This is a genomic window from Billgrantia montanilacus (assembly GCF_003336675.1).
GTDB classification, from domain to species: domain Bacteria; phylum Pseudomonadota; class Gammaproteobacteria; order Pseudomonadales; family Halomonadaceae; genus Halomonas; species Halomonas montanilacus.
In genome coordinates this window covers 123281-138253 of the sequence record NZ_QPII01000007.1, presented here as the reverse complement: position 1 = coordinate 138253, position 14973 = coordinate 123281, and the positions used below count along the sequence as shown (strand labels likewise).

Annotated in this window: 11 protein-coding genes; all 11 read right to left on the bottom strand. The window is 65.0% G+C overall.

The window, feature by feature from the left end:
• Positions 1-127 precede the first annotated feature (127 nt).
• The 11 genes from accA to ispC all read right to left on the bottom strand — a co-directional run bounded on the left by accA (position 128) and on the right by ispC (position 14973).
• Positions 128-1081: an acetyl-CoA carboxylase carboxyl transferase subunit alpha gene (accA, locus tag DU505_RS11580; RefSeq protein WP_114479142.1), complete on the bottom strand. Its 954-nt coding sequence runs from the start codon at positions 1079-1081 to the stop codon at positions 128-130.
• Positions 1082-1351: 270 nt separating this feature from the next.
• Positions 1352-4852 carry a DNA polymerase III subunit alpha gene (dnaE, locus tag DU505_RS11575; RefSeq protein ID WP_114479141.1) on the bottom strand — a complete coding sequence of 1167 codons (3501 nt, stop codon included), beginning with the start codon at positions 4850-4852 and terminating at the stop codon, positions 1352-1354.
• 234 nt (positions 4853-5086) lie between these two features.
• On the bottom strand, positions 5087-5698 hold the full coding sequence (gene rnhB / locus DU505_RS11570) for a ribonuclease HII (protein ID WP_114479140.1): 612 nt from the start codon (positions 5696-5698) through the stop codon (positions 5087-5089).
• On the bottom strand, positions 5695-6945 hold the full coding sequence (lpxB, locus tag DU505_RS11565) for a lipid-A-disaccharide synthase (RefSeq protein ID WP_114479139.1): 1251 nt from the start codon (positions 6943-6945) through the stop codon (positions 5695-5697). Before lpxB ends, rnhB begins: the two co-directional genes overlap by 4 nt.
• Positions 6946-6957: 12 nt before the next feature.
• Positions 6958-7725, bottom strand: coding sequence for an acyl-ACP--UDP-N-acetylglucosamine O-acyltransferase (gene lpxA, locus DU505_RS11560; protein ID WP_114479138.1), 768 nt, complete (start codon positions 7723-7725; stop codon positions 6958-6960).
• A complete protein-coding gene (gene fabZ / locus DU505_RS11555; RefSeq protein WP_114479208.1) occupies positions 7722-8165 on the bottom strand; it encodes a 3-hydroxyacyl-ACP dehydratase FabZ in 444 nt (147 codons plus the stop codon). Before fabZ ends, lpxA begins: the two co-directional genes overlap by 4 nt.
• A 122-nt stretch (positions 8166-8287) precedes the next feature.
• Positions 8288-9328, bottom strand: coding sequence for a UDP-3-O-(3-hydroxymyristoyl)glucosamine N-acyltransferase (gene lpxD / locus DU505_RS11550; RefSeq protein ID WP_114479137.1), 1041 nt, complete (start codon positions 9326-9328; stop codon positions 8288-8290).
• Positions 9329-9377: 49 nt separating this feature from the next.
• Positions 9378-9878: an OmpH/Skp family outer membrane protein gene (locus DU505_RS11545; protein ID WP_114479136.1), complete on the bottom strand. Its 501-nt coding sequence runs from the start codon at positions 9876-9878 to the stop codon at positions 9378-9380.
• A gap of 19 nt (positions 9879-9897) precedes the next feature.
• Positions 9898-12240 (bottom strand): outer membrane protein assembly factor BamA, encoded by a 2343-nt coding sequence (bamA, locus tag DU505_RS11540; protein WP_245947905.1) that lies wholly within the window; start codon positions 12238-12240, stop codon positions 9898-9900.
• Positions 12241-12371: 131 nt separating this feature from the next.
• On the bottom strand, positions 12372-13730 hold the full coding sequence (rseP, locus tag DU505_RS11535) for a sigma E protease regulator RseP (RefSeq protein ID WP_114479135.1): 1359 nt from the start codon (positions 13728-13730) through the stop codon (positions 12372-12374).
• 49 nt (positions 13731-13779) lie between these two features.
• On the bottom strand, positions 13780-14973 hold the full coding sequence (gene ispC / locus DU505_RS11530; protein WP_114479206.1) for a 1-deoxy-D-xylulose-5-phosphate reductoisomerase: 1194 nt from the start codon (positions 14971-14973) through the stop codon (positions 13780-13782).

Genomic DNA, 14973 nt, shown 5'->3' with positions numbered 1-14973 from the left:
TCGCAAGGCAAAAATTGGCGAAGACGGACCGGACTCGCGCACGAGTTTACTTTAGTAAATGAGCATCTTGACCGGGCTGGCGCACCAGCCGATTTTTAACGCAGTATGACCGAGCGCAGAAAGGCCTCTAAGCAGGAGCGCCATAGCTCATCAGGCGCTCATACCGGCGTTCGAGGAGGGCCTCGGTATCCATGGCCTCCAATCGGTCGAGACTGGCCAGCAGCGCCGCCTTGACCCGCTCGGCGGTATCGATAGGATGCCGATGGGCACCGCCCAGCGGCTCAGGAATCAGCGTATCGACGAAGCCCAGCTCCTTGAGCCGCTCGGCGGTGATGCCCATGGCCTGGGCGGCATCGGAGGCCTTATCGGCGCTCTTCCACAGGATCGAGGCGCAACCCTCCGGCGAGATCACCGAATAGGTGGAATACTGCAGCATGGCCAGCTCGTCGCAGACGCCGATGGCCAGCGCCCCGCCGGAGCCGCCCTCGCCCACCACGGTGGCGAGTATCGGGGTCTTCAGACGCGACATCACCGCCAGGTTGTAGGCGATCGCTTCCGACTGGCCGCGCTCCTCGGCATCGATGCCGGGATAGGCGCCGGGCGTATCGATGAAGGTCAGCACCGGCATCTTGAAGCGCTCGGCCATCTCCATCAGCCGACACGCCTTGCGGTAGCCCTCGGGGCGCGGCATGCCGAAGTTGCGGCGCACCTTCTCCTTCACCTCGCGCCCCTTCTGGTGGCCGATCACCATGACCGGGCGGCCGTCCAGGCGAGCCACCCCGCCGACGATGGCCGGGTCGTCGGCAAAGCGACGGTCGCCATGCAGCTCATCGAAGTCGGTGAAGATGTGCTCGAGATAGTCCAGGGTGTAGGGGCGCTGCGGGTGGCGCGAAAGCTGCGATACCTGCCAGGGGCTCAGGCCCTTGAAGATCGACTCGGTGAGCTTGCGGCTCTTCTCTTCGAGCCGACTGACCTCGTCACTGAGGCTGACCTGACTGTCGTTGCCGACCAGGCGCAGTTCTTCGATCTTGGCCTGAAGCTCGGCGATGGGCTGTTCGAAATCGAGATAGTTGGGATTCATAGTGGCTAAGCCGCCTTGTCATTGCTGTCGCCGGGGTACATTGACCGCTTCTTGCCCCGGAAGCCATAAATTCGAGTGTCGGCATTATCGCACCCTGACGAAGTCGCGCAAGGCGTGAAAACGCGGCTTTTCCGGCGACAGGTCTATGCGGAGGCGCTGTGAACCCGTCCCTGGGCGCTACCTTTTCCATCCCTGGAAAAGGACCTCCGCTTCGACCTGTCCCCGGCGCCCCCGCCTCTCGCCCCTTGCTGGACCGGCGCAAGTCGATGCCTAGCGATACTTCAGCCGCACGCCATCCTGCCCTTGCACCTCGCGCAGCGCGATCAGCAGTTCGTCGCAGGGCGCTACCCGCCACTGCTCGTCCAGTTCCAGCCAGCCGACGGCCTCGCCGTTGCGATAACGCAGCCGGACCGGCAGTCCACTGGCATCGCAGTGGGGCGAGAGGCTGTCGCGGAGGTTGTCCACCAGCCGCCCGTTGACCCGGTCGCCGTCGAGGGAGAGCTCCACGGCCTCGCCGTAGCGGCTGCGCGCCGCCACCATGGGGGTGATCTCCTTGCCGCGCAGGCGCAGCCCGCCGGAATAGTCGTCGCTGGAAACCTCCCCCTCGACGATCAAGACCTGCTCGGTGTCGAGCTGGCCACGCAGCGCCTCGAACATCTCACCGAACAACGACGCCTCGATGCGTCCGGTACGGTCGTCGAGGGTGAGAAAGGCCATGGTGTCGCCGCGCTTGGACTTCATGGTGCGCATCCCCACCACCAGGCCGGCGACCCGCTGCGGCTCGCGAGAAGGCTTGAGGTCGCTGATACGCGTCGAGACGAAGCGCTTGAGCTCCTGTTCGTACTCGTCGATGGGGTGACCCGTGAGGTAGAGCCCCAGCGTCTCCTTCTCGCCGGCCAGACGCTCCTTGTCGGTCCACTCACGGGTCTGCCGATAGGCCTCGTAGGGATCCACCTCCGCCTCGTCGGCGAAGGCCTCGCCGAACATGTCGATCATGCCCAGGTTCTGGTTGGCCTGGGTCTGGGCCGCAGCCTTGAGCGCGGCCTCCATCGCCGCGCTGAGCACCGCGCGGTTGGGGCCGAGGTTGTCCAGCGCCCCGGAGCGGATCAGCGCCTCCAGGGTGCGCTTGTTCATGCGCCGGGGGTCGACCCGGCGGCAGAAGTCGAACAGGTCGCTGAAGGGGCCGTCGGCCTCGCGGGCCTCGACGATGGCGCCGATGGGCCCCTCGCCCACGCCGCGGATGGCACCCAGGCCATAGACCACCCGCGCCTCGATATCGACGGTGAACTTGTAGCCGCCGACGTTGACGTCCGGCGGGGTCACGGTCAGCCCCAGGTGCCGGCACTCCTCGATCAGCGGCACCACCTTGTCGAGGTTGTCCATTTCAGTGGACATCACCGCCGCCATGAAGGGGCCGGGGTAGTGCGACTTGAGCCAGGCGGTCTGGTAGGAGACCAGGCCGTAGGCCGCCGAGTGCGACTTGTTGAAGCCGTAGCCGGCGAATTTCTCCACCAGGTCGAAGATGTTGCCCGCGAGCTCCTTGTCGATGCCGTTGGCGGCGCAGCCCTCCATGAAGCCGGCACGCTGCTTGGCCATCTCCTCGGGCTTCTTCTTGCCCATGGCCCGGCGCAGCATGTCAGCCTGCCCCAGGCTGTACCCCGCCAGCACCTGGGCGATCTGCATCACCTGCTCCTGGTAGAGGATGATGCCGTAGGTGGGCTCGAGCACCGGCTTGAGCAGTTCGTGCTGGTAGTCCGGGTGGGGGTAGGAGATCTCGGCACGGCCGTGCTTGCGGTTGATGAAGTCGTCGACCATGCCCGACTGCAGGGGGCCGGGGCGGAACAGCGCCACCAGGGCGATCATGTCCTCCAGCGAGTCCGGCAGCAGGCGCTTGATGAGCTCCTTCATGCCGCGGGATTCGAGCTGGAACACCGCCGTGGTCTCGGCGCGCTTGAGCATCTCGAAGGTGGGGGCGTCGTCCAGCGGGATGGTGTCGATATTCAGCGGCCCCTGGCCGGCCGCCGCACGCACCTTGTCGACCATCTCCAGCGCCCAGTCGATGATGGTCAGGGTCCGCAATCCCAGGAAGTCGAACTTGACCAGCCCGGCCTCCTCGATGTCGTTCTTGTCGAACTGCACGACCAGGCCGTTGCCCTCCTCGTCGCACAGCAGCGGTGCGAAGTCGGTGAGCTTGGTGGGGGCGATCACCACGCCGCCGGCGTGCTTGCCGGTGCCGCGGGTGATGCCCTCCAGCTTGATCGCCATCTCCCAGATTTCCTGGGCCTCATCGTCGTTGTCGATAAACTCCTTCAGCGCCGGCTCGGCCTCGATGGCCTTGGCCAGGGTCATGCCGACCTCGAAGGGAATCAGCTTGGAGAGCTTGTCGCCGAGCGAATAGGGCCGGCCCTGGGCCCGAGCCACGTCACGCACCACCGCCTTGGCGGCCATGGTGCCGAAGGTGACGATCTGGGACACGGCGTTGCGCCCGTAGCGGTCGGCCACGTACTCGATGACCCGGTCGCGCTTCTCCATGCAGAAGTCGACGTCGAAGTCGGGCATCGAGACCCGTTCGGGGTTGAGGAAGCGCTCGAACAGCAGGTCATACTCCAGCGGGTCGAGGTCGGTGATCTTCTGGGCGTAGGCCACCAGCGAGCCGGCACCGGAGCCACGCCCCGGCCCCACCGGGACATTGTTGTCCTTGGCCCACTGGATGAAGTCCATCACGATCAGAAAGTAGCCGGGGAATCCCATCTGGATGATGATGTCGAGCTCGAAATCCAACCGCTTGCGGTAGCGGGCGTCGATCTCGGCATACGCCGCCCCGTCCCGCGGGTAACGCTCGGCCGGGAACAGGAAGTCAAGCCGCTCGGTCAGGCCATCGTGGGAGACCTTGCGGAAGAACTCGTCCTGGGTCAGCCCCTCGGGAATCTCGAATTCGGGCAGGAATATCTCGCCCAGCCGCACGTCCACGCTGCAGCGCGCGGCGATCATCAGGCTGTTCTCGAGCGCAGCGGGGATATCCGAGAAGAGGTCGGCCATCTCCTCGGGGCTCTTGAGGTACTGCTCCTCGGTGTAGCGCCGCTCACGTCGCTTGTCGTCGAGCGCACGGCCCTCGCCAATGGAGACCCGGGTCTCGTGGGCCCAGAAGTCGTCGCGCTCGAGGAAACGAACATCGTTGGTGGCCACCACCGGCGTACCCGTCTCCATGGCCAGCGCCACCGACAGGTGTACGCACTCCTCTTCCAGCGGGCGGCCGGTACGCACCAGCTCCAGATAGAAGCGCCCCGGGAAGGCGGCGTTCCACTCGTCCAGCAGCGCCCGGGCTTCGTCCCGGTGGTCGGAGAGCAGGTGCCGGCCTATCTCACCGTCGCGGGCACCGGACAGAGCGATCAGCCCCTCGCTCTGCTCGAGCACCCAGGCGCGGTCGAGCAGCGCCCGACCCTGCCGCTGCCCCTCCATCCAGCCGCGGGATATCAGCTCGGTGAGGTTTCGGTAGCCGATGTCGTTCATGGCCAGCAGGGTCAGGCGGTAGGGGTGCCCCTCATCCAGGGGGTTGGCCAGCCAGAGGTCGGCGCCGATGATCGGCTTGAGCCCGGCACCCTGGGCACCGCGATAGAACTTGACCAGGCCGAACAGGTTGGCCTCGTCGGTGACGGCCAGGGCAGGCATGCCCCGCTCGGCCGTGGCCTTGATCAGCGGCTTGAGCCGCACCAGGCCGTCGACCAGCGAGTATTCGGTGTGAACGCGAAGATGTACGAAGGGCGTGGTCATAAGGGGCTCGAAGCTTGGCGGTAAATGGTCGGTACGAAAACCAGGCTATTGGACCTGTGGTATGGCATAGGCTATCGCATCCTGCTTCGCTCGGGGCTGATCCGGGAATAGGCCCCGGAGCGCCGGCCCGTCGGGGAGGCGCTGTGAATACCTCCTTGTACGCTACCGATTCCTTCCCTGGAATCGGACCTCCCCTACGGCCTATCCCCGGCGCCCCTCGCTAACAGGGGCTACCTAGAACAGCGCCAGTTGGCGCTTGACGGGGCCGAAGGAGCGGCGGTGCTCCGGCAGCGGCCCCAGGCGCTCCAGGACGGCCAGGTGCTCGCGGGTCGGATAGCCCTTGTGGCGGGCGAAGCCGTAGCCGGGAAAGAGGCCGTCGAGCGCCACCATCTGCGCATCGCGCGCCACCTTGGCGAGTATCGAAGCCGCGGCAATGGCCGGATGGCGGGCATCGCCCTTCACCACCGCCTGCCCGGGAACATGATGCCCGGGCAGGCGATTACCGTCCACCAGCAGGTACTCCGCGGCCAGCGGCAGGGAATCGATGGCCCGGCGCATGGCGAGGTGGGTGGCGTGATAGATATTGAGTTCGTCGATCTCGGCAACCGACGCCTCGGCCACGGCGAATGACAGGGCCTTTTCACGAATCTCACCATCCAGCCGTGCGCGGCGCTCTGTCGTGAGCTGTTTGGAGTCGGCCAGGCCGGCAATGGGCCTGGCCGGGTCGAGAATCACGGCGGCGGCCACCACGGCACCAACCAGCGGTCCGCGGCCGACCTCGTCGACGCCCGCCAGCAGGGTGCCCTGGTAGTCGATGGTCAGGGGTGGCAGGTCATAGGGTTTCATCGCTCCGGGCTCCTCTCCTCTACCGCCCGGGCATCCCCTGGCTTCGCCCCCGCCTCGGCGGCGGCGACAGCGCTGGCGGGCGAGACGCTCTCGGGCAGCGCACGCCCCTCGACCAGCGCCTCGACGGCGTCACAGGCACGGCGACTGGCATCGCGCTGCAGCCCGGCATGCATCTCGGCGAAGCGCGTCTCCAGCGCCAGGCGATAGTCGTCATCGTCAAGCATCTCGGCCAGGCGCGCGGCGATGGCAGGCGCGCTGGCCGCTTCCTGGATCAGCTCGGGCACCAGGGTCTCGCGGGCGATCAGGTTGGGCAGCGAGACCCATTCCGTCTTGACCAACCGCTTGGCCAGCCAGTGGGTGGCCGGCGCCATCTTGTAGGCCACCAGCATGGCGCGGTGACAGAGCATTGCCTCCAGCGCCGCGGTCCCCGATGCCAGCAGCACGGCATCGGCCGCGACCATGGCCTCCCTGGCATGGCCGTCGAGCAGCGCTACCCGCCCGACGAGGCCAGGGCGCGCCGCCAGCAAGGCGCTCAGCTCATCGTGCCGCTTCGGCGTCGCCGCGGGGATCACCACCTTGAGCGCGGGACGGGTCCGGCACAGCTGCTCGGCGGCGTCGAGGAAGGTATCGCCGAGAAAGCGAATCTCATTGGCCCGCGAACCCGGCAGCAGAGCCAGTACCGCCGCATCCTCGTCCAACCCCAGCGCGACCCGGGCCGTGGCACGATCGTTGGTCAGCGGCAGTTCGTCCGCCAGCGGATGGCCGACGAAGGCGACCGGCACCCGGTGGCGTGCATAGAAGGCGGCCTCGAAGGGGAGGAAGGTGAGCATGGCATCGACGGAACGGGCGATACCCTTGACCCGCCCCTGGCGCCAGGCCCATACCGTGGGGCTGACATAGTGCGCAGTGGTGATACCCGCCTCGCGCAACTGCCGTTCGAGGCCGAGATTGAAGTCGGGGGCATCGATGCCGATCATGATATCCGGCTGCCAGGCCAGGGCATCGGCCTTGAGCGAGCGGCGCACGCGAATCAGCTCGGGGAGGTGCTTGATCACCTCGACCAGCCCCATCACCGAAAGGGTTTCCAGAGGAAAGCGACTCTCCATGCCTTCCCCGACCATGCCCGGGCCACCGATGCCGCGGAATTCGACGTCCGGATGGCGGGCCTTGAGGGCGCGCATCAGGCCGGTACCCAGGTTGTCGCCAGAGAGTTCACCGGCCACGATGTAGACACGTCTTACCGTCATGACCGAGTCACGTCAGCGAACGATGCCACGGGACGACACCTCGATGGAGGCGGTGAAGGCGTCAGTCTCGGGCAGCGAGAAACGGCTGCGAATCCCGTCCAGTGCCTGCTCGACGGTCAACCCCTGGCGATAGACCAGCTTGTAGGACTCACTCAGCGCCCTGATCGCCTCCTTCGAGAATCCACGACGCTTCAGACCCGTCAGGTTTAGCCCATGGGGCTTGGCCGGGTTGCCGTTGATCATCACGAAGGCCGGGGTATCCTTGGTGATGATCGAGCCGCCACCGGCCATGGCATAGGAGCCGAAATGGCAGAACTGGTGAATCGCCGAGAGACCACCCAGTATGGCGAAATCGCCCAGGATGACATGACCGGCCAGGGTCACCTGATTGGCAAGCACGCAGTCGTTGCCGATGACACAGTCGTGCCCCACGTGGACATAGGCCATGAACAGGTTGCGCGAGCCGATGGTGGTCTCGCCGCGATCCTGGATAGTGCCCCGGTGCAGTGTCGCCCCTTCGCGAATGATGTTGTCGTCACCCATCACCAGTCGCGTCGGTTCACCAGCGTACTTCTTGTCCTGGCAATCCTCGCCCACCGAGGCGAACTGGAAGATGCGGGTGCGGGCACCCAGCACGGTCGGCCCCTTGACCACGACATGGGAACCAATCCGGCTGCCGGCCCCGATCTCGACGTCGGGCCCGATCACGGTATAAGGTCCGACCTCGACATCCTCGGCCAGACGCGCACTGGGATCGACGATGGCAGTGGTATGTATCAAGCAACCTTCCTCTCGGCACAAATGATGTCGGCCTCACAGGCCAGCTCCCCACCTACGGTAGCACGGCAGGCGAATTTCCAGATGCCCCGCTTTTCACGCTCCACGCGGGCCTCGAGCACCAGGCAGTCGCCGGGCATGACAGGGCGCTTGAAGCGCACGTTGTCGCTACCCACGAGGTAGTAGACATAGCCATCGGCGGGCAGCTTGTTGACGGTCTTGAACCCCAGGATGCCACACACCTGTGCCAGGGCCTCGAGCACCAGCACACCGGGCATGATCGGGTGATGCGGAAAGTGGCCGTTGAAGAATGGCTCGTTGATGCTGACGTTCTTGTAGCCAACGATCAGTTCGCCGAGTGTCAGCTCCGTGACCCGATCCACCAGCAGGAAGGGGTACCGGTGCGGCAGATACTCACGAATCTCGTTGATGTCCATTTCCATCATAGCGACCTCTGAAAGGAAGTAAGAAAGCCGGAGCAGCATGAGCATGTGCATCCGGCTTTCCGAAATGCCTGCAGGGAGAAAAAGGCAGGCGATGGATTATAGCGTCGCCAGTCTCCGTCTCAACCCTCCTGGTTGCGCTTTTCGAGCTTGGCCAGGCGGCGAGCGATATCGTCGAGCTGCTTGAAGCGCACCGCATTCTTGCGCCACTGTGCGTTCTGCATCGCACCGGTACCCGACGAGTAGACCCCTGGCTCGTGAATCGAGTTGGTCACCAGGCTCATCCCGGTGACCTGAACACCGTCGCAGATCGTCAGGTGACCCGCGAGCCCCACTCCACCGCCCAACATGCAATTGTTCCCCACCCGGGTCGAACCGGCAATACCGACACAGCCTGCAAGGGCGCTGTGGTCGCCGATGTGTACGTTATGGGCAATCTGCACCTGGCTGTCGATCTTGACGTCGTTGCCGATCACAGTGTCCTCAAGCGCACCGCGGTCGATGCTGGAACTGCTGCCAACTTCGACGTCGTCGCCTAGCACCACGCCGCCCAGCTGGGCGATCTTGTGCCAACGCTTTCCGTCATGGGCGAAACCGAAGCCATCACCACCAATGACGCAGTTGCTGTGCAGGATGGCGCGCTCGCCGATGACCACACCGTGGCAGACGGTCACGTTGGGGTGGAGCCGTGACCGGGCACCAATACGCGAATTCGCCCCCACCACGCAACCCGGCCCGATCACGACCTCATCGCCCAATTCGACGCCGGTCTCGACGACTGCCTGGGGACCGATTTCCACCCCAGCCCCCAGCCGTACGTCTTCGGCCACCACGGCCGACGGGTGGATGCCACCGACCGGCCGGGCCAGCAACGGATCGAAGAGCCGCGACAGCTGTGCATAGCCGAGATAGGGGTTGTCGAGCTCGAGACGGTCCACCGGGCATTCGCCGGCGTGCTCAGGATGCAGAAGAACGGCACCGGCGCGGGTGTCTTGTAGACTCTTCAGGTAGGAGAGATTGGCCACGAAGGCGACCTGTTCGGGGCCGGCGTCCTGCAAGGTTGCCAATCCCGAAACGCGGCGCGTACCGTCACCCACCAGCCGCGCTCCGAGCTGTTCGGCGAGATCGGCGAGGGTGAATTGTGGGGGAGCAGGTTGCGTCATGAAAGCCCGGTTGTTTCAGCAAAGCACGGCGGCAAGCCGCTGTGACGGATCAGTTGAGCGAATTGAGGATGTCGGTCACTTCCCCGGTCAGGTTCGGTAGCTCGAACTCCGAGTGAACCACCCCTTGGGGGTCGACCAGCACCTGGATGCCGTGACGGGAAATAACCTGCTCCACCGCCTGCTCCAACTTCGGCTCGGACTGCTGCAGGAACTCCTGCTCCGAACGCATCTGCTCCTCGATGATCTGCTGGCGAAGCTGCTCGAAGCGGCTTCCCTTCTGCTGGAATTCCTCGATCATGGTCTGACGCTCGGCATCGGAGAAACTGCCCCCCTGCAGACGCTGCTGCAGGTTCTGCAGTTCCTCACCCAGTGCCTGGGCCTCCTGCTGTTGGCCGCGAAGGCGACTCTCCAGCTGCTCCATGGAGCGCTGGGCAGCATCGGACGAAAGCAGCGCCTGCCGCCAATCCAGCACGGCGACCTCGGCGGCATGTGCCGGCAGTGCCAAGGCACCGAACAGGCCAATACAGAGAATGGCGGTCAACTTGCGCATGAACGACTCCTTGATCGGGTCAGAATGTCTGACCCAGTGAGAACTGGAAGAACTGGGTATCATCGCCGCTCTTGTCGTTGAGCGGTTCGGCGACGCTGAAGGTCAGCGGGCCCACCGGAGTCAGCCAGGAGAGCCCGATACCGGCACTGTAGCGCAGCTCGCCAAGATCGACACCGGAGGAGCAGTTCGAGGGACCATCGCCGTCGACCACCGGATAACAGCTGGTCAGGAAAGTGTTGCCGGCATCCAGGAAGAAACCGGTCTGAAGCGACCGCTGGTTCTCGATGAAAGGCATCGGGAACAGCAACTCCGCACTACCCTCGACCAGCACGTTGCCGCCCAGGGTGCGATCCCGTCCGCCTTCACGTGGCGTGGTGCGCTCGCCCAGGGTGTTGCCGGTGAAACCGCGTACCGAGCCGAGGCCACCTGCGAAGAAATTCTCGTAGAAGGGATACGGATCGTTACCAATGCTGTCGGCATAGCCCAGTGAGGTTCCGAACTTCAGCGCCCAGGTCTCCTCCTCATTCAAGGGAAACAGCTGCTGCGCCCTGGCCCGCAGCTTGTAATAGTCCGCGTCGCTGCCCGGCGCCGCGGTCTCCAGCGACAGGCGCTGGTAGTTGCCCGACGTGGGCATGATGCCACGGTTCAGGTTGTTGCGCGTCCAACTGGCGGTGAGCTTGAGACTCTGGGCCTCGCCGCCCTGCTCGTCGACGTAGCGCACGATCTCCGAGGGGGTGTCGCGGTAAGTCTTGACCGTCAGGTCTTCGAGGCTGGCGCCGAAGTTGAGCCGCGAGAGTTCGCTGATCGGGTAGCCGAAGTTGATGCCGGCACCGTAGGCGTCGGTGGAGAAGGTCGAGATATCCGAATCGGCATAGTCGGTCTCACGATAGAACAGGTTGTAGCCCCTCGAAATGCCGTCCAGCGTCCAGTAAGGGTCGGTGTAGCCGAAGTTGAGACTGGTGAAGGTATCGCTACGCTGGGCGCCGATGTTGACCCGGTTGCCGGTTCCCAGGAAGTTGTTCTGGGCCAGCGCCGCGCCGTAGATCACACCGGCGCTCTGGGAGAAACCGATGCTCGCCGACACCGAGCCGGAGGGCTGCTCCTCGACGGTATAGGTGACATCCAGTTTGTCGGGCTCACCCGCCACCGGCTGGGTATCCACTTCCACCTGGCTGAAGAAGCCCAGGCGCTCCAGGCGGCGGCGCGATTGACTGATCGATTCGGTGGAGGCGGGAGCGCCCTCCATCTGGATCATCTCGCGGCGCAGCACCTCGTCCTGGGTACTGGTGTTACCGGTGAAGTTGATGCGTCGCACGTAGGCACGCTGCCCCGGCTCCACCATCACGGTGAGATCCACCGTCGAGCCGTCGGCGCCGGGCTCCGGCACACCGTCGACCCGGGCGAAGGCAAAGCCTTCGGCACCCAGGCGCGAACGCAGGGCTTCGGTGGAGGCGGTGACATCGCTGCGCGAGAAGATCTGGCCGCTTTCCACCTGAAGCAGGTCACGTGCTTCACGCTCGCTGATCTGCAGGTCTCCGGCGAAGCGAATGTCGCCCAGACGATACTGGCGTCCCTCGTCGATATTGACGGTGACGAAGATCCGGGACTTGTCCGGGCTGATCGATACCTGGGTGGAGGTAATGGCGAAGTTCACATAGCCGCGATCGAGATAGAAGGAGCGCAGTCGCTCCAGGTCGCCGGCCAGCGCCTCGCGGGAGTATTCGTCTCTGGAGAACCAGCCGAAGAAACGGCCGGGGCGGTCGTTGAGTTCGAAGACGTCGCGCAGTTCGTCATCGTCGAAGTCCCGGTTGCCGACGACGTTGATCTGGCGGATCTTGGCCACGGTACCTTCGTTGATGTCGATATCGACCTGGACTCGCCCTTCGTCGATTTCACGCACGCTGGTATCGATGCGTGCGCTGTAGCGACCCTGGGCCTGGTAGACCCCCTCCAGCTCGCGCTGGATCTCCTCCAGGGTCGAGAGCTGCAGGACCTGCCCCTCCGCGAGCCCACCTTCGCGTAGACCGCGACGCAGGTCCTCTTCGGAGAGCTGGCGGTTGCCGCTGATATTGAGCCGCGAGATGGTGGGACGCTCCACCACCTGAATGACCAGCACGTCGCCGTCCCTGGCCAGTTGGATGTCATCGAACAGGCCGGTGGCAAACAGGCTGCGTGTCGCCTCGGCCAGTTCGCGGTCGTCCACCCGATCACGGGCACTGACGGGGAAGGCGTTGAAGACGGAAGCGGCGGAAACCCGCTGCAGCCCCTCCACGCGAATGTCGGTCACTTCAAAAGATTCGGCCAGCACCGTATTGGAACCGGCCAGCAGCAGAGCCGCCAGTCCGAGGGTCTTGATATTCATGCAGTCGCTTCGCTCGCGTTGATCCGCCTGCCTGTCCAGACAGGCACCATATACATTTGTGCGGGTGACTGACAAGGTTGGAGTCGGGCTCCACCTATCCCTGTGCCCCCGTTCGGGGGTAGAGTCGCTCGCTACCAGAGACGCATCAGATCGAAATAGAGCGCCATCAACATCAGCGTGGCTATCAGCGCCAAACCAATACGCAGTCCCATCGCCTGGGTCCGCTCGGAAACCGGCCGGCCACGGACCACTTCCACGAAATAATAAAGCAGGTGGCCGCCGTCGAGTACCGGAATGGGCAGCAAGTTTAGCACTGCCAGGCTGATCGACAGGTAAGCCAGAAAGCTGACGAAGCTTTCCAGACCGGTGCGAGCCGTATCACCAGCCACCTGGGCGATAGTGATGGGTCCGGACAGGTTCGATGGTGAGATCAGCCCCACCAGCATCTTGCGGATAGCCCCCAGGGTCAAGAGCGTCATGTCACTGGTGCGTTCCACCGCCTGCCCAAGGGCTGCCACGGGGCCATAGCGAATCTCGCGCCGATACTCTTCTGGCCACTCGACGCTCTCCACCCCGGCGCCAACGTAGCCGATGGAAACGCCGGTTTCCAGCTCTGTTTCACCGGGCACCATCGTCAGGCTCAACTGTTCGCCGTTACGCGTCACCTCCAGGGCCAGGGTCTCACCGGGGCTTGCACGCACGATATTGACGAAATCCATCCAGTCGCCGACCGGCGTACCGTTCACCGCAAGGATCTCATCCCCTGCCTGCAACCCGGCCCGGGCGGCGGCCTCGCCGTCGATGACCTGCCCCAGCCTGGGCGGAAACGGTGGTTGCCAGGGCGTGATACCCAAGGTCGCCAGCGGCTGCGGCGGGTCCTGGCGAACCAGGTAATTCTCCACCGGCAGCCGATACTCCCGGGCCTCCTCGCTGGCATCGCCACGCGCCTGGAAGGACAGCTCGTCACTGGCGCCGATACGGGCGATCAGGCGGAGGTTGATGTCGTCCCAGGAGCGCACCGCGTCGCCCTCCACCGAGACGATTTCCTGACCGCTGCGCAGGCCGCTTCGCTCGGCCGGTGAATCGATCGCCACATCGCCGACCACCGGTGCCACGGTGGTGGTCCCGGCGACGAACAGGGCCCAGTAGGCAACGATGGCGAGCAGGAAGTTGGCCAGCGGCCCGGCCGCCACGATGGCGATACGCTGCCACACCGACTTGCGATTGAAAGCCTGATCGAGCTGATCGTCGGGTACCGGGGCCTCGCGCTCGTCGAGCATCTTGACATAGCCGCCCAACGGAATGGCGGCGATGGCGAACTCGGTACCGTTGCGGTCGACACGGGACCAGATGGGCTTGCCGAAGCCCACCGAGAAGCGCAGCACCCTGACACCACAGCGCCGTGCCACCCAGTAATGACCGTATTCGTGGAAGGTAACCAGCAGGCCCAGCACCACGATGACGGCCAGCACATTCTGAATCAGGCCCAAGTCAGCCTCCTTCTAGGTAACATGATGACGGATGGCACCGGTGGTTGGCTCAACGACGCTTCAACCAGTCGCTGGCCATATGGCGAGCCCGCGCATTGGCCTCCATGATGGTACCCAGGTCGGTGGCCGGCTCCATCGGCAGCGATGCCAGCGTCCTCTCGACCAGCTCGGCGATGCCGGCAAATCCCATTCGACCGGCGAGAAAGGCATCCACCGCGATCTCGTTGGCCGCGTTGAGCACCGCCGGTGCCGTCCCCCCCGCCACCATGGCCTCCCGAGCCAGGCGCAGGCAGGGAAAGGCCGCCTCGTCCGGCGCTTCGAAGTCCAGCCGTGCGACCTGGAACAGGTCGAGGGCCTCGACCCCGGCATCGATCCGCTCCGGCCAGGCCAGGCCGTAGGCGATGGGGGTGCGCATGTCGGGGTTGCCCAGCTGCGCCAGCACCGACCCGTCGCTGTAGGCGGCCATGGAGTGGATCACGCTCTGGGGATGCACCACCACCTGCACCTGCTCCGGGCGCGCATCGAACAGCCAGCACGCCTCGATCAGCTCCAGCCCCTTGTTCATCAGGGTGGCACTGTCCACGGAAATCTTGCGTCCCATGGACCAGTTGGGGTGGGCGCAGGCCTGCTCCGGTGTGACCGTCGCCAGCGCCTCCGGCGTCCAGCCCCTGAAGGGCCCGCCAGAGGCGGTCAGCAGCAGTTGGGTGACGCCGTGCTGCCCCAGGCCACCGCGATGCTCGTGGGGTAGACACTGGTAGATGGCATTATGTTCGGAATCAATCGGCAAAAGCAGGGCGCCATGCCGGGCCACTTCATCCATGAACAGGGCGCCGGACATCACCAGCGCCTCCTTGTTGGCCAGCAACACCCGCTTTGCGGCACGCACCGCCGCCAGGGTCGGCAGCAGCCCGGCGGCACCGACGATGGCTGCCATGACCACGTCCACCTCATCCGCCTCGACCACCTCGACCAGCGCCTCGACGCCGGCGCGCACCTCCGTCTGCAGCCCGGCCTCGGCAAGTTCCCGACGCAGCCAGGCGGCATCCTCCTCTCCGTCCAGCACCGCCACCCTTGGCCGGTGACGCCGGCACTGTGTCAGCAGCGCCTCGCGTGAGCGATGGGCCGTAAGGGCGTAAACCCGATAGCGCTCGGGATGACGGGCGACGACATCCAGCGTGCTGGTACCGATCGAGCCGGTCGCGCCGAGCACCGTGACAGCCAGCCGACGACCTTGTTTCGCCAT

Bases quoted from the DNA above. Each gene is read 5' to 3' on its own strand.
- accA (WP_114479142.1), bottom strand. From the start codon at position 1,081: ATGAATCCCAACTATCTCGATTTCGAACAGCCCATCGCCGAGCTTCAG.
- dnaE (WP_114479141.1), bottom strand. From the start codon at position 4,852: ATGACCACGCCCTTCGTACATCTTCGCGTTCACACCGAATACTCGCTG.
- rnhB (WP_114479140.1), bottom strand. From the start codon at position 5,698: ATGAAACCCTATGACCTGCCACCCCTGACCATCGACTACCAGGGCACC.
- lpxB (WP_114479139.1), bottom strand. From the start codon at position 6,945: ATGACGGTAAGACGTGTCTACATCGTGGCCGGTGAACTCTCTGGCGAC.
- fabZ (WP_114479208.1), bottom strand. From the start codon at position 8,165: ATGGAAATGGACATCAACGAGATTCGTGAGTATCTGCCGCACCGGTAC.
- lpxD (WP_114479137.1), bottom strand. From the start codon at position 9,328: ATGACGCAACCTGCTCCCCCACAATTCACCCTCGCCGATCTCGCCGAA.
- DU505_RS11545 (WP_114479136.1), bottom strand. From the start codon at position 9,878: ATGCGCAAGTTGACCGCCATTCTCTGTATTGGCCTGTTCGGTGCCTTG.
- bamA (WP_245947905.1), bottom strand. From the start codon at position 12,240: ATGAATATCAAGACCCTCGGACTGGCGGCTCTGCTGCTGGCCGGTTCC.
- ispC (WP_114479206.1), bottom strand. From the start codon at position 14,973: ATGGCGAAACAAGGTCGTCGGCTGGCTGTCACGGTGCTCGGCGCGACC.